Annotated in this window: 17 protein-coding genes; 4 read left to right on the top strand and 13 right to left on the bottom strand. The window is 52.5% G+C overall.

Features of this window, described 5'->3' with window-relative positions; translation table 11 throughout:
- Position 1: 1 nt before the first annotated feature.
- Positions 2 to 922: a LysR family transcriptional regulator gene (locus ACYP2Q_RS08025; protein WP_459729984.1), complete on the top strand. Its 921-nt coding sequence runs from the start codon at positions 2 to 4 to the stop codon at positions 920 to 922.
- 62 nt (positions 923 to 984) lie between these two features.
- Here ACYP2Q_RS08025 and ACYP2Q_RS08020 read toward each other — a convergent pair whose 3' ends face one another.
- The 8 genes from ACYP2Q_RS08020 to ACYP2Q_RS07985 form a co-directional block, all read right to left on the bottom strand.
- Positions 985 to 2,088: an alkene reductase gene (locus ACYP2Q_RS08020; protein ID WP_459729983.1), complete on the bottom strand. Its 1,104-nt coding sequence runs from the start codon at positions 2,086 to 2,088 to the stop codon at positions 985 to 987.
- Positions 2,089 to 2,273: 185 nt separating this feature from the next.
- Positions 2,274 to 3,677 (bottom strand): efflux transporter outer membrane subunit, encoded by a 1,404-nt coding sequence (locus ACYP2Q_RS08015; RefSeq protein WP_459729982.1) that lies wholly within the window; start codon positions 3,675 to 3,677, stop codon positions 2,274 to 2,276.
- Entirely contained in the window at positions 3,667 to 6,822 is a 3,156-nt protein-coding gene (locus ACYP2Q_RS08010) for an efflux RND transporter permease subunit (RefSeq protein WP_459729981.1), read from the bottom strand. Before ACYP2Q_RS08010 ends, ACYP2Q_RS08015 begins: the two co-directional genes overlap by 11 nt.
- Positions 6,823 to 6,832: 10 nt before the next feature.
- Positions 6,833 to 7,957: an efflux RND transporter periplasmic adaptor subunit gene (locus tag ACYP2Q_RS08005; RefSeq protein ID WP_459729980.1), complete on the bottom strand. Its 1,125-nt coding sequence runs from the start codon at positions 7,955 to 7,957 to the stop codon at positions 6,833 to 6,835.
- 882 nt (positions 7,958 to 8,839) lie between these two features.
- Positions 8,840 to 11,227 (bottom strand): membrane-bound PQQ-dependent dehydrogenase, glucose/quinate/shikimate family, encoded by a 2,388-nt coding sequence (locus ACYP2Q_RS08000; protein WP_459729979.1) that lies wholly within the window; start codon positions 11,225 to 11,227, stop codon positions 8,840 to 8,842.
- A gap of 152 nt (positions 11,228 to 11,379) precedes the next feature.
- A complete protein-coding gene (locus tag ACYP2Q_RS07995; protein WP_459729978.1) occupies positions 11,380 to 12,894 on the bottom strand; it encodes an aldehyde dehydrogenase family protein in 1,515 nt (504 codons plus the stop codon).
- Positions 12,895 to 13,162: 268 nt separating this feature from the next.
- On the bottom strand, positions 13,163 to 14,254 hold the full coding sequence (locus ACYP2Q_RS07990) for an alkene reductase (protein WP_459729977.1): 1,092 nt from the start codon (positions 14,252 to 14,254) through the stop codon (positions 13,163 to 13,165).
- Positions 14,255 to 14,298: 44 nt separating this feature from the next.
- The gene (locus tag ACYP2Q_RS07985) at positions 14,299 to 14,805 is read right to left on the bottom strand and encodes a nuclear transport factor 2 family protein (RefSeq protein WP_459729976.1); all 507 of its coding nucleotides are present in this window, start codon (positions 14,803 to 14,805) and stop codon (positions 14,299 to 14,301) included.
- 198 nt (positions 14,806 to 15,003) lie between these two features.
- On the opposite strand from ACYP2Q_RS07985, the gene ACYP2Q_RS07980 reads away from it, so the two are divergent.
- Positions 15,004 to 15,963 carry a LysR substrate-binding domain-containing protein gene (locus ACYP2Q_RS07980; RefSeq protein WP_459729975.1) on the top strand — a complete coding sequence of 320 codons (960 nt, stop codon included), beginning with the start codon at positions 15,004 to 15,006 and terminating at the stop codon, positions 15,961 to 15,963.
- 57 nt (positions 15,964 to 16,020) lie between these two features.
- Here the strand turns inward: ACYP2Q_RS07980 and ACYP2Q_RS07975 are convergent, their stop codons facing one another.
- The 3 genes from ACYP2Q_RS07975 to ACYP2Q_RS07965 all read right to left on the bottom strand — a co-directional run bounded on the left by ACYP2Q_RS07975 (position 16,021) and on the right by ACYP2Q_RS07965 (position 19,355).
- The gene (locus tag ACYP2Q_RS07975) at positions 16,021 to 16,878 is read right to left on the bottom strand and encodes an acyl-CoA thioesterase (protein ID WP_459729974.1); all 858 of its coding nucleotides are present in this window, start codon (positions 16,876 to 16,878) and stop codon (positions 16,021 to 16,023) included.
- Positions 16,879 to 17,049: 171 nt separating this feature from the next.
- The gene (locus tag ACYP2Q_RS07970; RefSeq protein WP_459729973.1) at positions 17,050 to 17,826 is read right to left on the bottom strand and encodes an enoyl-CoA hydratase/isomerase family protein; all 777 of its coding nucleotides are present in this window, start codon (positions 17,824 to 17,826) and stop codon (positions 17,050 to 17,052) included.
- A gap of 8 nt (positions 17,827 to 17,834) precedes the next feature.
- Positions 17,835 to 19,355, bottom strand: a complete 1,521-nt coding sequence (locus ACYP2Q_RS07965; RefSeq protein WP_459729972.1) for a class I adenylate-forming enzyme family protein — start codon at positions 19,353 to 19,355, stop codon at positions 17,835 to 17,837.
- A gap of 272 nt (positions 19,356 to 19,627) precedes the next feature.
- Here ACYP2Q_RS07965 and ACYP2Q_RS07960 point away from each other — a divergent pair, with 272 nt between their 5' ends.
- Both ACYP2Q_RS07960 and ACYP2Q_RS07955 read left to right on the top strand, forming a co-directional pair.
- On the top strand, positions 19,628 to 20,395 hold the full coding sequence (locus ACYP2Q_RS07960; RefSeq protein ID WP_459729971.1) for an SDR family NAD(P)-dependent oxidoreductase: 768 nt from the start codon (positions 19,628 to 19,630) through the stop codon (positions 20,393 to 20,395).
- A 34-nt stretch (positions 20,396 to 20,429) separates the two neighbouring features.
- A complete protein-coding gene (locus tag ACYP2Q_RS07955; protein WP_122854841.1) occupies positions 20,430 to 21,026 on the top strand; it encodes a TetR/AcrR family transcriptional regulator in 597 nt (198 codons plus the stop codon).
- A gap of 50 nt (positions 21,027 to 21,076) precedes the next feature.
- Here the strand turns inward: ACYP2Q_RS07955 and ACYP2Q_RS07950 are convergent, their stop codons facing one another.
- Both ACYP2Q_RS07950 and ACYP2Q_RS07945 read right to left on the bottom strand, forming a co-directional pair.
- Positions 21,077 to 22,024 (bottom strand): hydroxymethylglutaryl-CoA lyase, encoded by a 948-nt coding sequence (locus ACYP2Q_RS07950; RefSeq protein WP_459729970.1) that lies wholly within the window; start codon positions 22,022 to 22,024, stop codon positions 21,077 to 21,079.
- Positions 22,025 to 22,028: 4 nt separating this feature from the next.
- Positions 22,029 to 22,430, bottom strand: coding sequence for a cupin domain-containing protein (locus ACYP2Q_RS07945; protein WP_122854839.1), 402 nt, complete (start codon positions 22,428 to 22,430; stop codon positions 22,029 to 22,031).
- Positions 22,431 to 22,432: the final 2 nt, after the last annotated feature.

Below are 22,432 nucleotides of genomic sequence, written 5' to 3'. Positions count from 1 at the left end.
AATGACTGAAATCACCTTTGACGGCATTCGGGAATTCGTTGCCGCCGCACAGTCACTCAGCTTTACAGCCGCAGGGCTAGAGCTTGGGCTGACCAGCTCCGCCGTGGGGAAAAGCGTGACCCGTCTGGAAGCGCGATTAGGCGTCAAGCTTCTACATCGTACAACCCGCCGTTTGATCCTCACTCAAGAAGGGGAAGCTTACTTGGCGAGCTGCTTGCGGGTGTTAGACGAGTTGGCCGAAACGCAAGGACTCCTTACAACGGGACAGCAAGAACCAATCGGCCGACTCCGCGTTGATCTGCCAGCTACTTTCGGCCGACGTCACATCCTGCCTACCCTGATCGATATGTCTGTTCGATACCAAAAGCTCGATCTGTCAGTCAGCTTCAGCGAGCGTCTGGTAGATATAGTCAACGATGGTATCGATCTCGTCGTCAGGATCGGAACCTTGAAAGATGATGCTGACATAGTCGCCCGAAAGCTGGGCAGCCAGAGCTTGTTGATCTGTGCAACACCAGACTACTTGGCTAGGCACGCCCCACCCCAAACTCGAGACGACCTCTTACAACATGACTGCATCGTAGGCTGGCGCAATGGCACCCGGAAAACCTGGATGCTGATTGATGAGAACGGCCAAACCTTTGAACAAGAGGTGCGTGTCAAACACGAAATGGGTGATGGTGAGATGTTGCTGAAAATGACGCTCGCCGGGGGAGGACTCGCACAGCTGCCCACCTGGCTGGTTCAGGACTATATCGAACAGGGCGAGTTGGTTCCCGTACTTGAAAGCTACGCCGGAGCCGAGATGCCGATTCACGTCATCTGGCCCCGAACGCGATACATTCAACCCAAGATCAGAATGATCGTGGACGAGCTGTTAGCACTCGCCCAGCGCGATTCGAAAATTTTCAGGCCTGGGTAAAGGTACCCAATCAAGGCAGGCCAGATTCACATCTTGGCCCCTTCGATCAGGTTAGGCAGGAACTATTCGGCTGGCGCATAGACGGGATAATCGACATAGCCCTTTTGACCGCTGTTCCCGTAAAAGGTGGCTCGATCAGGAATCGCAAGAGGCCAACCGTTCTTCATTCGCTCAACCAGGTCGGGATTCGCAATGAAAGGTCGACCAAAAGCGATTAGATCCAGCTCCCCAGATAACAGCGCACCCTCTGCTGACTCTCGATCAAAGCCACCCGCTGCAATCAATGTGCCTCGGTAGGTTTCACGGAAACTCGTTGCAAATCCCTCGGGCATGCCCTCGGCCCCAATGGTCAACTGATCGCTCAAGTGAACGTAGGCAATATCCCGCTTTTGAATCTCGCGCGCTACTTCAACCCATGTTTGTGCCTCATCGTCGAAGGGAGCCATGTCGAAGAGACGACCAAATGGAGAAATGCGAACACCAACCTTGGCACGGCCGATCTCCTGGGCAACAGCATCGATTGTTTCCAGCAGTAAACGAATTCTGTTCTGAATCGAACCACCATATTGGTCTGTACGATCGTTAACCGTTGGATTTATGAACTGTTCGAACAAGTATCCATTTGCGCCATGAATTTCCACGCCATCGAAGCCGGCTTCCATAGCTCTGCGAGCAGCCTGAACAAAATCATTCTTTACGCCTGGAATTTCCTCTGTAGAGAGAGCTCGCGGGGGACTGGCCTGGATCGGAGTGGGCTCATTCTTCTCGTTGTAGGCATACGCCATGGAGTTGGCAGCGAGTTTATTACTCGATGAAACAGGCGCGCCGCCATCTGGCTGCAACGTCGTATGAGATACACGGCCCACGTGCCAGAGTTGGGCGAAAATTTTCCCGCCCTCTTCGTGGACGGCATTTGTTACGAGCTTCCATCCCTCGACCTGCTCCTGGTTGTAAAGCCCAGGATTGAAGAGATAGCCGCGGCCCTGAATAGAAACCGGAACGCCTTCACTGATGATAAGGCCGGCGCTAGCCCGTTGGCGGTAGTAAAGCACTGTCAAGTCGTCGGGAATGTCATTCAACGCGCGAGCGCGAGTCATTGGAGCCATAACGACACGATTTCTCAACATAAGGCCGGAAAGCGTATAGGGAGAAAAAAGAATACTCATAGAGGCCTCTGAAGTGGAGCGCTTCGAAGCGCCGAAAAGAGCCAATATACCTAGTCTTTCTTGTTAGATAATCGCCATTGAATTCCAAACATTCTGGAATTCCAAGCCAGAATAATACCTGAGTGCGCCTCACATGGAGGCGCATTGTTAAGGGTTACCGTCCAGGCCAAGAAGCCATGAGCGGCTCAGGTTTTGGCTTCTTTCCAGCCGCCCCCCAACGCTTTATACAATTGGATTTGAGACGTTAGCTTAGCAAGATGGCCACTAAGCAGTTGCTGACGGGCCGATAGCAACTGACGTTGCGCATCGAGCAATGTCATATAGTTGTCGACCCCTTCTTCATAGCGTTGCAAAGCCATCTGTGTGTATTCATCGGTAGCACGCACAAGGTCTTGCTGACTTCTGAGCTGCTCACTCCAGGTTCCCATTGCTGCCAGGCCGTCGGACACTTCACGGAACGAGGCCTGAATGGTCTGTTCGTAGTTAGCGACACCAATGTCCTTCTGGATTTTGGCGTAGTCCAAACTGGCCTTGAGTCTGCCTCCGGTGAAGATCGGTAGATGGATCTGCGGAATGAAGCTCCAGGTTTCTGACCCGCCACTAAACAGCCCACTGAGTTGGCTACTGGCCGTACCAGCACCGGCAGTCAGAGTAATGCTGGGGAAAAAAGCCGCGCGAGCAGCGCCTATGTTTGCGTTGGCAGCGAGTAGTTGATGCTCAGCAGCGCGGATGTCTGGACGCTGTTGCAACAGGTTTGCCGGAAGTCCAGCAGGAATCTCCGTCATTAACTGGCCTTCCAGGTTTGATTCCGGTAAATCACTCGGAATAGTAGTCCCCAGAAGCAAGCGTAAGGCATTGACGTCCTGAGCCTCCTGACGGGTGTAGGCCTGAACCTGCCCGCGAGCGCTATCAACCAAAGTGCGGGCTTGGCGAACGTCCAAATCTGAGGCAGTACCGGCCTCACTGCTGGCCTGGATCAGTTCCAGGTTGTGCCGGTAGTTCTCCAGCGTGGAACGGGTTACTGCCAACAGTTGCCTATTGGTTTGCCAAGTGAGGTAAGCGACGGCGACATCTGCCACCAAACCGATTTGCACACTACGTTGAGTCTCTTCACTAGCCAGGTAAGTCTCAAGCGCATTGCGATCAAGGCTGCGGATTCGCCCCCAAACATCCAGCTCATAACTGGTCAACCCAACCTGCAAGCTGTTGTCTCCGCTGGTTTCCTGCTGGCCCGTCGAAGACAGATCGGCGGGAGTACGTGAGCGTCCCCCGCTGGCATCAACTCCTAACTCTGGAACCAAAGCAGATCCCTGAATACGGTACTGAGCGCGGTACGCAGCGACATTCAATGCCGCCTTGCGTAGGTCACGGTTGTTCTCAAGTGCCAAATCAACCAGTCGATGAAGAGCCGGATCTTTGAAGAATGTTTGCCAATCAATTTGCGCAGAATTGCCGGTCATCGGTGCCCCATAAGCAGCACCTTGCGGGAAGGCCTGCGGTATAGGAGCTTCCGGTTGCTGATATTCCGGAATCAGGTTACAGCCGGACAAGGTCATGGCTAGCACTAGCAGCAAAGGCTTATGCTTCATGGGTGACTCCTTCGCGAGTGGCCTGCACAGTCACTTCGCGCTTCTTGGATTTGAAAAACTTCATTACTGCCACATAGAAGAGAGGCACGAAGAAGATCGCAAGGAACGTCGCAGCCAACGTGCCGCCAACAACCGCCGTGCCAATGGAGTGCTGACTACCACTACCCGGCCCATAAGCACGAGCCAGTGGAAGCGTCCCCATCACAAAGGCAATCGACGTCATGATTATCGGTCGCAGACGAAGGCGCGCCGCCTCAGTGGCAGCCTGCACCAGACTACGGCCATGGTTTTCATTCAGGTCTTTTGCGAACTCCACGATAAGGATTGCGTTCTTCGCCGCTAGCCCCATTGTGGTGAGCATGCCTACCTGGAAAAACACATCATTGGACAAGCCTCGGCCGAGGGTCGCCGCCACCGCACCGAGAACACCGAGCGGAACGACCAGCATGACGGAGACGGGTACTGACCAACTCTCGTAGAGGGCGGCCAAGCAAAGGAACACGATGACTAGCGACAGCACATAAAGCAGAGTTGCCTGCGACCCAGCGGCCCGTTCCTCATATGACAACCCCGTCCAGGACACCCCGAATCCGTCAGGCAACTGAGCAGCAATGCGCTCAATAGCAGCCATGGCATCACCGGTGCTATAACCCTCAGCCGGCTGGCCCAAGAGTTCAACGGATGGAATACCGCCGTAGCGCTCCAGCTTCGGAGAACCGTAGACCCATGTACCAGTAGCGAAGGCAGAGAATGGCACCATTTGCCCGGCATCGTTGCGCACGTACCACTTATCAAAGTCTTCAGGCGAAATACGGGCATCCATCTCGCCCTGCACGTAAACTTTTTTCACGCGTCCCTTATCGATGAAATCGTTGACATAGGTCGACCCCCAAGCTACCGACATCGTATCGTCGATAGCCTCAATGGATACTTGGAGTGCACGTGCTTTTTCATCATCGATAGTGACTTGGTATTGCGCTTCATCATCCAGACCGTTGGCCCTAGTAATGGCCAGCGCGGGTTCTTGAGCAGCGAGTTTCATCAACTGATCCCGAGCCTCCAATAGTGCTGTGTGCCCGCGAGCCCCGTTGTCCTGAAGAAAAAAGTCAAATCCGGTCGCGTTACCCATCTCCATAATTGCTGGGGGGACGATTGAAACGACGTTGGCGTCCTTGATTGTGGCGGCAAAACTGGTGATGCGTTTAGAAATGGCGAACGCACTATTCTCGCTAGATTTACGTTCTTCGAAGGGTTTCAGTCGCACCCACACCACAGCTGAGTTCTGGCCTCTACCGGCAAAGTTATAACCGCTGATTGAGAACCCCGAGACGACACCGTCCTTTTCATTGTCCAGCAAGTAGCCGCGAACTTGGTTAAGCACCGCCTCGGTGCGCTCTGCACTGCTGTTGGGAGGCGTCTGAATCTGCACAATCAGAAGTCCCTGATCTTCGTCTGGAAGAAACGCCGTCGGCAGATTACGGAACATCATTGCCACACCAACCAGCAGAAGGATGTATACGACAAAGGTTCGCTTCGGGTTACGAAGGATTTTGGAGACAGAGTTTTCGTAACGAACCGAGCTGTTATCAAACATTCGGTTAAACCAGGCAAAAAAGCCCTTCTGTTTTTTCTCACCATGGCCAGCATGGGCTTTGAGCATCGTGGCACACAGCGCTGGTGTGAACACCAAAGCAACAAGAACGGACAGCCCCATCGCGGTGATAATCGTGATAGAGAACTGTCGATAGATGATGCCGGCTGAGCCACCAAAGAAGGCCATAGGCATAAACACGGCGCATATCACCAAGCCAATACCAACCAGAGCGCCCGAGATCTGCTTCATCGACTTGTAGGTCGCTTCGCGCGGCGTTAGGTTCTCCTCTGCCATCAAACGTTCAACGTTTTCCACCACTACGATTGCATCGTCCACCAGCAAGCCAATCGCTAGCACCATGGCGAACATAGTCATGACGTTGATGGTAAAACCACAGGCATACAGCACACCGAAGGTACCCAACAGAACTACGGGTACCGCGAGCGTGGGAATCAGGGTGGCGCGAATGTTCTGTAGGAACAGAAGCATCACCAGAAAGACGAGAACAATGGCTTCGAACAGGGTGTGAACAACCGAGTCAATCGACGCTTTTACCGAGGGGCTGGTGTCATACGGATAAACGACCTCTACTCCTGGAGGCAGAAAAGGTTTAAGGCTATCGACGGTTTGTTTTACACGCTCGACGGCCTCGAGCATGTTCGCCCCCGTAGCTAATCGTAAAGCAATACCGGCAGCAGGCTTTCCGTTGTAATTCACGTCGTATGAGTAGGTTTCGTTACCCAAAACAACTTCGCCCACATCCTTCAAACGGATTTGAGAGCCATCGGGCTGAACCTTGACCAGAATTTCCTTGAACTCATCAGCCGAGGTCAAGCGCGTTTTGCCGATGACCGTTGCACTGAGCTCAACCCCTTTGCGCGTCGGCAACCCGCCGACGGAGCCGGAAGACACCTGAACGTTTTGTGCAGAGATTGCACCGACGACGTCCTTGGGCATCAGTTGATAGCTATTGAGCTTGGCCGGATCCAACCAAATGCGCATGGCATTCTGGAAGCCGAATACAAAGAAGTCCCCTACGCCTTGGGTACGAGACAACGGATCCTGAAAGTTTGAGACGACGATATTACCCAGATCGCCATAATTCAGCTTCCCATCAGTCGAAACTAAGCCGACCAAAAGCATGAAGTTGGCTTGGTATTTAACGACCCGAATACCCTGACGTTGTACTTCCTGCGGAAGGTTCGGAGTAGCTAACTGAAGTTTGTTCTGCACCTGAACCTGGGCAATATCCGGGTTTGTCCCCTGATCAAAGGTGACGATAATCTCAACGCTACCATCGCTGTTTGCAGCAGAGCTGATGTAACGCAATCCGTCCAAACCATTGAGCTGCTGCTCGATGACCTGAAGAACGGTATCTTGGACAGTCTGGGCCGATGCACCCGGGTAGGTAACGGTAATCATGACCGCAGGTGCTGCGATATTCGGATACTGATTAACCGGCAAACTACGAATGGCCAACGCTCCACCTAGCATAATTGCCAGTGCAATCACCCACGCGAAGATAGGCCTATCAATAAAAAAGCGTGACATAACCAACCTCTCAATTCGCAGTGAAAGCTGCTTTTAGCTCAACACGGGTTGCTGGCTGAGCGTCCACCAGGGAATCAGCCTGCACATGCTGCAGACCTTCCGTGATCACCCGCTCGCCCGGCCGAACCCCGCTATCAACTAGCCAGGCATTGCCAACAGTGCGCACCGTTTCTAGGTCGCGTTGTTCTACGTGATTGTCGTCAGTCACTACCCATGCTGTGGCGACCCCGCGGCTATCACGACGAATCGCCTGCTGGGGCACCAACAATGCCCTCTCCCTTACCCCTTCTTTCACTTGGGCGTGGACGAACATGCCTGGTAGCAGCGCGCGGTCGGGATTCGGGAAGACCGCCCTCAAGGTTACTGATCCGGTACCTTGGTCGACGCTGACCTCAGAGAACTTCAAGGTGCCAGACAGCGGATAGGCACTCCCATCGTCGAGAGTTAGGCTCACCTCTGCTTGGTCGGATCCGGTGTTTTTCAAATCGCCCGACTTCAATGCGCGCTTAAGTTCCAAAATGCGGGTGATAGACTGCGTAACATCGACATAGATCGGGTCGAGTTGGTTAACAGTCGCCATTGCCCCGATCTGACCATTGGTTACCAGTGCGCCCTCGGTCATCGCCGAGCGGCCAATGCGTCCCGAAATAGGCGAAAGAACCTTGGTGTACTGAACGTTGATGTCTGCTACTTGTTTGTCGGCTGCAGCCTGCTTCCACGTGGCAACCGCATCGTCGTATTGCTGCTGGCTAACAGCGCGGGATTTCAGCAGCCGCTCGTAGCGCTCGGCCAAGTTGCGGGCACTGCGAAGATTAGCCTCGGCGCGGGCCTGCTGTGCGATATAGGTACGTGGGTCAATCTGGTATAGCGCCTGACCCTGTTTGACTTCACTACCCTCGGTGAATAGGCGGCGTTCCAGAATACCGGCAACCTGTGGGCGCACCTCAGCAACGCGATATGCCGAAGTGCGTCCTGGCAGATCGGTAGTAAGTGCAAGAGGGGCCTCAATAACCGTGTAATAACCAACCTTAACTGCTGCTGTTTGGTCTGCTACCTGCTCGGTCGGTTTGCACGCTGCTAAAATTAGCGCCGACAGGGGTAACAACCCCACAATAAGACGTGATGATTTAAACATGGGAACTCCAAAAACACTCCGGCATTAAGCAACAACACCAGGCGCGAAGATCAGGACAAGGCTAAGGCTTACATCACTCTGACTTGAGCACGCGCACGCGCCTCTTTCAGCAGTTATAACGCCTTATCTCAAATTAAGGACGGGATGGTTTTGTCTAGATAGCGCACAACAAATCAATTATAAGCTCAGCAACATGATCGTCTTAGGAGAGACTCAGAACTTAAAACTTTCAACCGGCGCAATTTAAACTTGCCGATGTGTGATCTTTGCCTCGATCCGGAGCTGAACCCTATTCATTGCATTTCTTGAGTTAACTCAATCCATCGAATTCGCCGCTCCCCCCAAACTAACCTCTGCTCTGAGAGCACAAGAGTCAGAGTGGGATTAAGCTCGCTGAGGCACATTATATTAGGTGAAATTGAGATGATTAAGCGGCAAATATTCCAATCATTTCATCCCTGTATTCCACAATCATACAGGCGTAGCTATCCCGTCGGCTTCCTGACTTAGGGTTGAGGCCCTAATCATGAAATCGAGTTCATAGTGGCGCGCTCAGGGAGGCGCATCGATGTCTTGAGGATAGCCGTGCCGTCGGTATGCACGGTGTAGGCACTATCACCGCTGAGATGAATCGCTAGATCTACGAATTTCGATGAGGGCCGAAAATGCGGTCTGACCTAGAGTTTGGCTCGTAGCCGACCTACCGGACGATGTGCACGAGGGGGTGGGAGGACAATTGGAGAGGGCAACAGAACCATCAAAGGTGGAGAAGCAATCCCACCCATGCGGGTCAGATTTTACCATCAAGGGAGATGACTCGAGTTTTGGGCAACCCTAGCGCTGCTAGGGTTGCTTCAATTGCGAAGATCCTTCTATGACTCGCTAATTCTTTTGGGGTAACGCATAAGCAATCAGGTAGTCGCCACGCTCAGGCGAGCTTCGCGCTCCCCCCGCACTCACCACCACAAACTGACGCTTGGACGATGGTGAGATGAACGTCATCGGCGTTGCTTGAGCACCAACCGGGAGTCTGCCCTTCCAAATTTCCTCACCCGTGTTCTGATCGAATGCGCGCAGGTAGAAGTCCTGTGTACCAGCAAAAAACACCAGCCCTGATCGGGTGGCTAGTGGGCCACCAAGAGTCGGCATACCGATCGGGAATGGCGCTCGTACCTTGACCCCACCCACAGCTGTATCTCTTAGAGTGCCAGCTGGCACTTGCCACATTATTTGGCGAGACTTCAGATCAATTCCGGTAACGGTTCCGTAAGGCGGTGCTTGGCACGGTACGTCGATGGCCGAGATGAAGGACGAGTTCTTCACTGCAAACGGAGTACCTCGCTGAGGCGCAAACTCAGAGTGCGGTTTTCCATCGCCCTTGATCTGGAGGTGCTCACTAGGGATCAGCTGTATTTTTAGCGGAATTCGGATGTCATTAACGATCATCGTTCCTGTGTCTTCATTGATCGAAACGCTTCCCCAGTTCATGCCGCCGAAATTCCCTGGATGCTGCAGACTTGCCGTCAACCCTGGTGGAGTGAAAGGCCCGTCATAGCGCAACGATTTGAATTGGATGCGACAAAGCATCTGATCGTAAATAGTTGCTCCCCACATGTCGGCTTCTGTCAGCTTTTCCTGCCCGATGTAGGGCATGCCAACAGAGAATGGCTGGGTAGGGGCTGTCTTGTCACCAGCAAGCTCTTGCTGAGGTACCGGCCGCTCTACTACATCGGCGATCGGTTCACCGGTTTCCCGGTTGAGCATGAAGATGTTTCCAGTCTTCGTAACCTGGATCAATGCCGGCAACATCCCCCCTTTACCATCCGGAACGTCATACAGTGCCGGTTGGGCTGGGATGTCGTAGTCCCAAATATCGTGATGGACGGTTTGGTATGCCCAACGTTCACGGCCCGTTTTGTAGTCCAACGCAACTATTGACGACGCGTAGTGATTAGCCGCCTCCGTGCGATGGCCTCCCCAGTAATCAGGTGTCGAGTTACCCAAGGGGATATAAATCAGGCCGAGCTTGTTATCGTAAGAAGCGGTCGACCACATGTTGGGCGTCCCACGAGTGTATGTCTGGCCTTCTGGGGGGTGCCGAGTAATTTCTGGATTACCAAGATCCCAAGCCCACACGAGCTCTCCAGATGTCGCATCAAATGCTCGAATGACGCCAGAAGGCTCATTGGTCTCAAGGTTGTCATATACCCAGCCACCGACAACCAGCAGATTGCCTGCAACTGTGACGGGGGAAGTCCCCATGTAATAGGTGGGTTTGATCTCACCCATCCCCTGCTGCAGATTTACCTGACCATCATTGCCGAAGCTGCGGCATTCCTTGCCTGTTTTGGCGTCCAAGGCAATCAGTCGAGAGTCGAGCGTCGACAAAATCACTCGCTGAGGGCAATCCTTGATCACAGCCGAAGTGTTTCGTACCGAGTCAGATACTTCCGTCGCATCGTAGTAGCTAACACCTCGGCAACGGTTCCATACCTTATGGTTCTGCACCTTGGCATCAAACCGCCAAATTTCCTTACCTGTATTAGCATTCACCGCGAAAACTTTGTTGAGCGGCGTACAGACGTACAAAGTATCCCCGACCTGCACTGGCGTATTCTGGTTTTCAGAGCCTGCATCAGCAATTTCGCCTGTTCTGAAAGTCCATGCCACCTTCAATTCAGAAACATTAGTTGGGGTGATCTGCTCCAACGGCGCAAAGCGGGTACCTGTGGGTGTGCGCCCGTAGTGTTGCCAGTTCCCGTTCACAGCCTTATCCGGAGTTCCACTAGCAACAGGCGGGCGGGACACACCTTTGATGACACCGTGCGGAAAGAACATCGCTGCAAAGCCCGCTATAAGCGTTACTGCGCAAATGCTCAAAATTCCTTGCCATACCCTTCTGCCTCTTGAGAAACCAACCTTTTGAGCCAAAAGGCAAACAGGAATAAGTAGAGCAACAATGCCAGCCAACCTCGGAACCAACGACCAAAATTGGAAGCCAACTTCATAGATCGACCAGAGAACCGTTGCAGCAGTAAGAACCAGATAAGCCCAGACACCCAGTTTTTTTCGTTGAAAAAACCCGTAAGCTGATAAGATCAAAAGTACGCCGGTGATCAAATAAAAAATTGAACCGCCCAGCCAGGCTAAGTAGAAGCCGCCCACCAGAAGTGGGGCCGCTAACAATAGGAGCAGCCCCCCGAACCAGAGAGGAAGATTAGACAACGTTAGGGATTTTAATTCATCAGTGACATCTTGCTGAAATTGCATTTGCGCACCTATTATTTTTTTAACGCGCTATAAATTCATACCGTGCTACAGGCTCTGTAACGGAGCATTTATAACAATGCTTCTGAAACCTACAACTTAGTAATGGCAGTTAAAAACCCTCGACCGGAGGCAGCGGTCAAGGGTTTACCAAGTCAGTTTTTAAGCAGCACAGCGATAGACTTAGTTTCCGTATAGTGTTCTAAGCCACTGAGCCCCATCTCGCGCCCGATGCCAGACTGCTTGAATCCGCCAAACGGCAAAGATGGATCAATTTGGTTGTGACTGTTCACCCAAATGATGCCTGCACGGATACGCGCAGCAAGTGCGTGCGCACGGCTCACGTTCTGAGTCCAGATGCTCGCGGCTAGACCGTACTCGGTGTTGTTCGCCTCCCGCGCCAGATCATCCAAGCTTTGATTAGAGATTTTCATTGCCGAGATTACAGGCCCGAAAATTTCCTCACGGTAAATCGTCATACCGGGCTTAACGTCTGATAAAAGAGTCGGGCGGTAAAAGAATCCATTACCACCTGCCTCGGTTGCTCCACATACAACCTTGGCGCCTTCATTTACCCCTGCACGAACGAGATCACTCACTCGGGTGAGCTGCCGCTGCGAAATCAGTGGGCCTAAGTCGGTGGCGCTATTGAGCCCATGACCAAGTGTCATGGTTGATATGAATTCGGCAACCCCATGGATGACGTCCTCATAGACGTCTTCATGGATATAGAGCCGAGAACCAGCGGTGCACGCTTGGCCACTATTCAACATAACTGCCTGAGCAACGCCAGGGATCGCGGTCTTTAGGTCAGCGTCCGGAAATACTATTACCGGGCTTTTACCACCGAGCTCAAGCGTCACTCGCTTGAGGCTAGATGCTGCCGCAGCGGCAATCATCTTGCCTGTGGCGGTACTTCCAGTGAAAGCGATCTTATCTACCAACGGGCTTTGAACAAGAGCTGAACCGCAACGTCCGTCACCTGTGATGACATTCAGCGTTCCTGGTGGGAGACCTGCTTCTTCGCAGATGGCGGCAAGACGGAGCGCGGTGAGAGGGGTATCCTCTGCGGGCTTAAGAACGATGGAACACCCCGCGGCCAATGCTGGAGCCAGCTTCCAGGCGGCCATTAGTAGCGGCACATTCCATGGGATGATTTGTCCTACCACTCCGACTGGCTCATGGGTCGTATAAGCGTGCCATTCACCAGGTAATCCAACTGGCACTGAAAGCCCATTGAGCTTTGTGCACCATCCGGAGTAGTAACGAAAATGCTCTGCAGAATTCCGTACATACGCATTTTTGACGATGCTATAAGGTGAGCCCTCATCAAGCACTTCAAGCTCTGCAAGCTCTTGAGAATACTTGTCGATTAACTCTCCAATACGCCACAACACTTTACTTTTTTCGGATCCGGACAGGTTGCGCCAAGCACCTGAGTCGAACGACTTTCGAGCAGCGATAACTGCTTTCTCTACATCTGCTTGGCTTCCGTCAGCCACCTCGGAAATCACCAACCCGGTGGCCGGATCGAAAACCTTTCTTCTTTCGCCACTCTGCGACTCAATCCACTCACCACCGATGTAAAGTCGATGAGGCTTACTTAGAAACGCCTGGGCTTCGGCAGAGATGGATGGGTGTGAGAGATCGATCAAGTTTTGCGCAGGCATAGCATTCTTGCTCCAGCTAGAGGTATCGACGAGACCTCATTTGTTGTCTTTGGTGGGCCTCCCTTGACCGTAATCAATCCTGCGATGCATGACTAATGGAAAATTCGTGAAGATCGATTCGGAATTCGGATCGCAGCACATGCATTCTGTGCAGGAGCTGTTAAGTCCTGATTCGTGCAAAGCAAAAGGCCGCGACTTGATGTAAGCCGCGGCCCAGAGAGGTTGGTTTGGAAACGGCCAGCCTAATGGTCAAATTCGTTTTTGCATCTCAATCGTCAAAGTGTGGATAGTCTATATATCCACGATCATCGCCACCGTAGAAGGTGGCACGATCGAATGGAGCCAAGGGAACGCCCTTTGCGAATCGCTCGACCAGGTCGGGGTTTGAAATAAACGGTCGACCGAATGCTGCCAAATCAATAATGCCTTCGGACAGCATGGCTTCTGCAACCTCCTTCGTCAGCGAACCCGCGAAAATCAAAGTGCCTTGATACGCATCTCTGAACTCTCTCAAGAATTCGCGATTAAGCAGATTGCCGCACAATGAGTCTTGATCACTCAAATGAACGTAGGCCAGCTTTCGGGAGCTGAGTGCCCTCGCCGCGGCCAGCCATGTTTCTTTCTCATCCGCGAAGGGTGGCATGGCCGACAAACGCCCAAAGGGTGCAATCCGCAAACCAATACGGTGGTTTCCAATGGCTTCTGCCATCAGGTCGACTGTTTCCAGAAGGAATCTCAAGCGGTTCTCAATACTGCCACCGTACTGGTCGGTACGAGTGTTCAATTCACCGTTGATGAACTGCTCAAAAATGTAACCATTCGCACCATGGATTTCGACGCCGTCGAACCCCGCCGAGATAGCATTTTTTGCAGCTGAGACAAAGTCTTGGGTGAGTCGCGAAATTTCCGCCGTTGATACCGCACGTGGTCGAGTTACCTGGACTTGCCCTGGCTGACCATCAGGGGTAAATCCATAGCAGGTAGTGTTTTCCGCCAAGGTATCAACTGATGACACCGGAGCCCTGCCCTCTGGTTGAATTGAGACGTGTGAGATCCTACCAACGTGCCAAAGTTGAATAAAAATCTTACCATTGTCACTGTGGACTTCCTCGGTAACCTGCTTCCAGCCTTCAATTTGTTCCGACGAGAAGATACCTGGCGTGAAGAGGTAGCCTTGCGCCTCCTGTGAAATCTGCGATCCCTCGGTAATGATCAGCCCTGCACCAGCCCGCTGACGATAATATTGAGCAGTGCTACTGTCTGGGATAGTGTCTTTCGCTCGCGAACGGGTCATTGGCGCCATCACGACACGCGAAGTCAACGTGAGTCCTGCCAGGTTATAAGGGGTCAATAATTTCATTTTTACACCTCTAATTTTTCAAAAACTCCAGAAGAGGAGTTGCCTCACCAGGACTCTTTCTTGAACGGCGAATTGACCCACCCTTGCGTCCAAGGAGAAGACTGTTCAATGACCCCGGTCATAGCCTTGAAAAACCATTTACCCCCAACCTTGACCAACTGATCCTCGTAGTGACCGGCAAGAATATAAGCCTCGCCAGATGAGCCATTGGCATCGGAGTTCATTGTCAGTAGACACACCAAATTAAATCGCGCCACGGCTTTATCACCCTCAGCATTGAGCTCAATACGTGGAGCAAAAATGTTGTGCTGACTCCAAGAGATATTGCTTTTGAGATTCTCGCAATGAAGCTTGATCGCAGCGCGACCACGAACCTCACCTCCAACACCTTTAATGATCCATTCACCATCCTCGGTAAATAGACCTGCTATCGACTCTGCCTCAAAACCATCATCAAGGTGGCGGGCATAGAGATACTTTATTTCCTTAATCTTTTCGACATCTTCCAGTCTCTCTAACCGTTGATCTTGGCTTGGGTTGTTCAGCGACATAGACGGTTTTCCTTTTGTTTTTATTGAACGTCCAACTTTGTACGTGTCGTGACTTTCCATCAGAGCTGGGGCCAATCGCCCCCCGAGGCTTGAAGATTCACCAGACCAACCCTAGACACCTTAGCGATGTTTGACTAATGGTGTTTCTTCCGTTATTGATACGGAAAACGAATCACTATAAGAAATGTAAAAACGCCCATGATCGCTATCCCTGCCAGCTTCAGTCCAAAAACCCAGTCTATTTTCAAGCGCTTACGCTACCGGCACCTCCACATGTTGGTGATACTGGGCAGCTACCAAAACCTCCACAGAGCAGCTGAGGCGTTGAACATGTCTCAGCCCACACTGACAAGAATGCTGCAGGATGTAGAAAGCGCCTTTGGCTGCAGCCTCTTCGAGCGCCAACCGCGCGGGATGACACCAACACCGGTGGGAGAGGAGTTACTAAAGTTCGCTCATGCTGCATTGAATAGCCTTGATCGCTGCGTCGAGGATTTAACAGCTCGAGCGGAAGGGGGCTACGGGCATTTGGCAGTTGGGGTAGTCATGGGAGGTGCCCTTGACCAAGTTGTTTCAACAATCGCCACCATGAAAAACTCATCACCACATCTTGGTATTCGGATGATGAGCGAAACAAGTGATGTTCTTATCGATATGCTCGTGCAGGAACGCCTTGACGTTGCTATTGCTCGTTTGGGCACGCCTAGCGACCGATCGAGATTTGAATTCGAGCCACTCGGCAACGACCGTTTAGCTTTCGCAGTGCGCACAGGACATCCGCTAACAGCGCAGGAATCGATTACTTTGGAGGATATGGTTCATCAGTGGCCATGGTTACTGCAGCCGCTTGCAAGCCCTGGCCGAAAGGCTTTGGAACGATGGTGGGCCGATAGGGATCTGTTACCTCCGAGCAAAACAATTGAGTGCTCATCTATATGGGCGATGCTCCAGTTGGTTCAACGAACAGATGCCGTCATGGCTCTGAGCGAAGTGGTCATCAATGACCATGTAAAGACGGGCCTGATTACGGTGCTTGATGACCATATAATCGAAGGCCTTCCTTCATATGGCATTATCCTGCGCAAAGGAGAGCCGAGGAGCAAAGAGCTACAGCAGTTTCTAAACCATCTGAGGGGCGCCTTGGCTACGGATGATTAATTTTTATTTGCTATGCATATAAAAAGCGGCCGTTTTTACTGCGGCCGCAATCTAAAATCATATTGTTTTCCGAATTAGGCCTTCCTGCATTACCGATGCGATCAGCTTACCGCTGCGATCATGTATAGATCCCCGAGATAGACCTCTGCCTGCCCCACTCCAAGGACTGTCCATGGAGTACAACAGCCACTCGTCAACAAAACAATCAGCATGAAACCACAGGGAATGGTCTAGGCTCGCAACTCGCATATCTGGCTGCATGTCGGAAACACCATGCGGCAGTAACGAAGTGATCAGCAAGGCAATATCGCTCGCATAGGCAAGGATACTGCGATGCACCTCATTATCCCTCGTAGAAATATCCCCCACCCTGAACCAAAAACTCTTGATGGGCTTGCGCTTGAGCGGATTACTGGGATCAATGCGATCAACTGGGCGAATCTCAATAGCTTCTGCCACTTCGTAACGAGATCGGATTGCCGCGACCAAATCTTCATCACCTGCTAGAAGCTCTAGCTCAGTAGGCAATGTTTCAGGAAAAGGAACGACTGGGGACGGAAGTTGATGGTGAAACCCACTCTCCACGATTTGAAACGAAGCATCCCCAATAAATATTACTTTTGAGTCCTGCCAAGCGGTAAGACGGCGCCGGCTGAACCCTCGGCCATCCTGAACCTGATCTACCTCATACATCACAGGGGCATTCGCACGGCCTGGTCGAACGAAGTATCCGTGAAGGGAATGAAGCCTTTTCTCTGTCGAAACGGTGCGCATCATGGCCATCGCAGCCTGACCGAGAACCTGACCGCCAAAGAGTTGTGGAAGCCTCAAATCTTGGCTTTGACCTTTAAAAACATTGGCCTCGACTTCCTCCAACACAAAGATGGAAGCTAATTGTTCTGCTGGGGTGCTCATTGAACTTGCCTCGTAAGCGCTTGCAGAACATGCGTGAGGGTTATCTGAAACCGCACTCGACGGCAAACTTCGCCGCGTGGTGCGACCAGATATGAATACCCTCATGAGGCCAACTTTCTAGGTAGCCTCACGAAAGCAAGTTCTGAAACGCAGATATTGTCACGAGAGGTCTTACTGCCCTTTATAGGCGGGTTCTCTCTTTTCCGTGAAAGCAGCAATACCTTCCTTGAAATCTTCACTCATAAGAATTCGACGGAAAGCTGTGCGCTCGAGCTCCAGTGCGGCATCCAGCCCACAGTCGGCACCGCGGCGGATTACCTGTAATGAGGCCCGAACCGCCAAAGGCCCGTTTCTCGTGATGCAGTCTGCGATCTCCATTGCCCTGGACAAGAGATTTTCGGAGGTGGTTAATTCGCTTACCAAGCCCTCTGCAAGCGCTCTCTCGGCGGAGATAGGCTCGCCTGTCAGCACCATTTGGGTCGCCAGAGCCGTCGGGAGCACGCGTGACAACCTGGTAACCCCGCCCGCACCTGCAATAACCCCCCACCGGGGTTCTGGGAGAGCAAACTTCGCGTAGTCGACCGCGATCCGCAGGTCGCATGCGAGTGCAATTTCCAGCCCGCCGGCATAAGCCAGACCGTTGATTGCCGCAATGATAGGTTTGGTGGTTGGTGACCCGCGGTTAATACCGCAGAAGTCGCCATCATCAACCTCTTTCAGGGCTCGCTCACGAAGATAAGGAAGGAAAGTACCTATATCCGCGCCGGAGCAGAATGCCTTGTTGCCGGCGCCTGTGAGGACGACGACATGAATTTCATCATCCTGATTGATCCGCGGCCAGATTTCCTGAAAAGCGAGATGCGTATTCAGATCGATAGCGTTCATGGATTGCGGGCGGTTGATGGTGACAACTGCAACTCGGCCTTGCTTCTCAAATTCAACAGACATGATGATCCTCAGTTCTGGGGCTCGAAACGTTTTCGAAGCTCGCGCTTAAGAATCTTCCCGTTGTGGTTGAACGGCATTTCTTCATAAGCGATAAATTCCACCCGTTTAGGGAGTTGGTAGCTGGCCAGATGCTCACGCGCATGACTGACAAGGACTTCACTGCTGCTATCGACGCCATCATGCAAAACGACGATGGCAGTGACCTCCTCCCCCCAACGCTCATTGCTCAAGCCAATGACCGCAACCTCTCGCACATGCTCATGCTTTGAAAAGACGGCTTCTACCTCTTGGGAGTAGACGTTCAACCCGCCAGTCTTGATCATGTCTTTGAGACGGTCGTAGAAATACACGAAACCGTTCGAGTCCATGTGAGCCAGGTCTCCAGTGTGCAGCCAACCTTTTTCGTCAATGGCATCACTGGTCGCATCTGGACGATTGTGGTAACCGAGCATGATGGTCGGCCCACGCAGGACGATTTCACCTATCTCACCCGCAGGCGCCATGTTGCCTTGATCATCCATGATGGCGACTTCGATGTTCTGGAATGCACGTCCAATCGAATCACGAGCGCGCTCGTAATCTTCTTCCTTGAGAACCGTAGCAATCGGGCCAGCTTCGGTTAGCCCATATTGGTAGAAAATCTTCACGCCAGGAATACAGGCTTTCATCGCGTTTCGGTCGTTTGCAGTCAGAATCCCACTGCCCACATACCATCGAGTCATGGAACTCACATCGAGCTCCTTTGCCAACGGATGAAGGACGAATTCGCGCGCAAGCGACGGCGGCATAAAGGTGTTGGTCACCCTCTCCTTCGCGATCACTCGGAGCACATCTTCGGTGGCGTACTTTTCAAGAAGGGTTGCTGTCGCACCGAGATACAAGTGTGGAAGCAACCAGCAGTTCAGTGCTGCGGAGTGATGCAAGGGTGTGGCAATGAGAGTGTTATCTCCCTCGCACATGTCGGTATCGATGATTTCGTTCAGGCTATTCCAGAACAGATTCGAGTGTGTCAGTAACACGCCCTTGGAACGCCCCGTCGTACCGCCGGTGTAAAGGATGACTGCAGGATCGTGTTCACTCAGTGCATCGTCGGAGTGCACCAGTCCGCTATTTGCCGCCTTGAACGAATGCAAAGATTCGAGCATTACCACAGGAAAGCCCAACCCTTCGAAGAGAGCACCAAATGCCTCTACATGATGGCTCGACACAAACAGCACTTTCGCCCCGCAGTCCTCAAGCATCATCGAGATCTGTTCAGGGGTCTCTCGATAATTCAGTGGAACGGCAACGGCACCGATTTTCACGGCACCATAGAACGCCTCAACCCACTGGCGACTGGAACAGGCCAGGAAAGCCACCTTGTCGCCGTGGCCGACACCTGCAGCAATAAGAGCATGGCCTATTTGATTCGCTCCAGCTTCGAATTCGGCGTAGGTCGTCCGACCAGCGTTATCGATCAAGGCCACCTTGTCAGGAAAGCGTTTGGCGTTATGGGTGATATGACCACCCAGCAGCATTCGGCTAGACATGAAAACTCCTCTTGTAATTATTTTGAAGCCCCAGGCACGCAGGTCTCCACAAACCATCCGGGCTCTCTGGACGATCAGAATAACTAACCTGCGTTAGTTTGCAAGAGGAAAAAATGAAGCATCTCATGCCAGATTCGCCTACAAATAGATCAGGTGCGCACGATAAAACCGCTGAAACCATCAGCAAAATCGCGATTACCCTTGAAATAATCACTAAAGGAGCTAAAAATAACGATTGTTAGTTTCCAATAGTAAAAACAAGAGGATCCTTCATGATTAACCTATCTCTGCGCCTCGACAATGCGATCGTGCTGATTACCGGTGGCGGACGAGGAAACGGCGCCTCCCTTGCACATGGTTTCGCGGCTGCCGGCGCGACGGTGGTTGTCACAGACATTGACCAGAAAACTGCCTCCGCAACCGCGAAAAGCATCATTGACGAAGGTGGAAAAGCGTTTGCCTTCTCTCTGGACATTTGCGACGAAGCGGCATGCCGCACACTCGCGGATCTCGTCAGAAGCGAAGTTGGAAACATTACAGCTTTGGTCAACAATGCCGGCTTGCTGTTCCGGGAACCTTTTTCTAGCGAGAAAAGCCCGGAGCAATGGCGTCGCACTCTAGCTGTGAACGTAACCGGCATGTTCAACACCACTCATGCCTTTTTACCTCATTTGAAAGAAACGAAAGGCTCAATTCTCAATATTGGATCGATCCATAGTTTCACCTCGGGCTTGGCGTCGCTCTCAAGCTACGTCACCTCAAAAGGTGCCGTACTGCAGTTTACCAAAGCTCTAGCGTCCGAGCTGGCCGCAGATGGCATTCGAGTAAACGGGCTCGCGCCTGGATCTTTTCCCACGGCAATGTCGGAGGCTACTCGCCAGGATTCCAGCAAGCTTGAAGCCTTTCTAAGCCACGTTCCAATGGGGCGCACAGGTGAGCCGCACGAACTGGTCGGGCCAGCAGTATTTCTGACCTCGCAGCTAGCAAGCTATATTACTGGCGTGATGGTTCCTGTGGATGGCGGCTTCCTGACCCGTTGAGCCATCCTCTCCCCCATATTGAGAAATTGAACTGATGCGACCTGTAGGCGCGAAACGAGAAGTCACCGAACTAGCCATTCATACCGCCGGGGTGGAGCTCATTGCCAAGTATGGCTATGAAGCGATGACACTGAGAGATCTTGCCGAGCAAGTGGGCATCAAAGCTGCCTCTCTCTACAATTACTTCAGCAACAAGCAGGAGTTTCTGGCCACTGTTCTCAAGGCCGTAATGCGCGACCTCCTGATGGAATTTACTGAAAAGGTGGATTTCCAGCCCACCACCTATCGGCGCTTTGAAGCCATGATCGGTGTTCATCTGCATTTCCATACCGAGCGCCGCAAAGAGGTTTTTATCGGTAATATGGAGCTTCGCAGTCTCGACGAGGACAACTACCGCATGGTGAGCCGGCTTCGCTCAGAATATGAGCGGCGGGTTCGCCAGATAATCGAAGACGGGGTGCAGGAAGGTATTTTCAATGTGTCCGACTGCAATCTCACGGCAAAGGCCCTGATCTCGATGTTGACCGGTATTTGTACCTGGTATCAGCCCACGGGCAGACTGGGGCTTGAGGAACTGGAAAAGCAACACATCGAGCTTTCGTTGCGCATGGTGGGATTCCAGCCCACCTGAAAACAAAAACCCCACCTGATCCGGTGGGGTTTTTCATTACAGCTCGGACATTACGACTTCTTGTATCTGGTCAGGCTCCCGCCATGCATAACCTTGCCGGGCAGCTGGCGCCCGAATACGTCCTCTGCCAGGTAGGCGACCTCAATAAGCTTATCGAGATCCACTCCTGTCTCAACACCCATCTCATGACACATGAAGACGAGATCCTCGGTACAGATGTTCCCCGCTGCACCGCGATGCCCTGCGAATGGGCAGCCCCCCAGACCAGCGCACGAGCTATCAAATTTAGCCACGCCAAGCTTGAGTGCCGCATAGACGTTCGCCAAGCCAGTACCTCGCGTGTCGTGCAAATGCAAACCGAGCGGCAGATCAGGCCAACGCTCACGCACAGCCCCAATTGTCCTCTCCATCATAAGCGGATTAGCCCAACCGACCGTATCTGCGAGGTAAACGCCTTTCAACTGAACATCGGCCTCAGCCGCGAGTTTCAGAACCTCTCCGACCATTCGGACTACTTGAGGAATGGGCATGTACCCTTCGTAGTTGCACCCAAATGCTGTCATCACATAACCCCATTCAACAGGTATGTTGTGCTCCGCATACGACTTGAGCCACGCCCTTTGTTCCTCAAGCGTCTGCTCAATATCCTTGTTTGTGTTGTTGACCGAGAACGCCTCTGAAGCCGTCACGCGAATAGCCCCGATGATGTCCAACTGCGACTTGTAGGCTCGCTCAAGCCCTTGTTGATTCAGCCACAAGCCGGTGTAACGTACACCATCCTTCTTCTTGATCGCGGCGGCTAACTCGTCAGCATCTGCCATACCTGGGACACGCTTGGGATTCACGAAAGACACGCAGTCGATTTGCTTCAGACCTGTCTCAGCCAGGGCCTCGATCAGTTGAGTCTTGCGCGAAAGAGCGATAGAGGTCGGCTCGATCTGGAAACCCTCTCGCGGCCCCTCTTCGTTGATCCAGATTTGCTTTGGTAGATCACTCATTTCATTACTCCAGATTCTGGCCTGCGTGTTCGCCTTCCAGGAACTTGTTCGGGCGAAGGAAGAAAGAAAGCACCAGCGCGCCATTGGGGGATCGAGCCAGGTGCTGGTTGCCACGGGGGCGCCATACGAAATCTCCAGCGACCACTTCGCCTTCGTCGTCCACGATGCTGCCTTCGAGCACATAGGTCTGCTCGACCTCTACATGCTCATGCAACGGCAAGCGGGTACCTGGAGCCCAGCGGAACAGCGCCGTGAGCAATCCACTCTCCTTGTCTTGCATGAGTATCTTCATGTCGATACCAGGGGTTGGAGTGGGCTTCCATGGAAGAGACTCAACACTGATATAGCGCGAAGCAAGCTCTGAAAGAGCGTCGATACCCGGTACGTTCGGAGTGGTGACAGCCATGG

The organism is Pseudomonas sp. MHK4 (assembly GCF_054600775.1).
The sequence above is the reverse complement of the archived record's forward strand: the minus strand, read 5'-3'. Positions and strand labels throughout refer to the sequence as shown.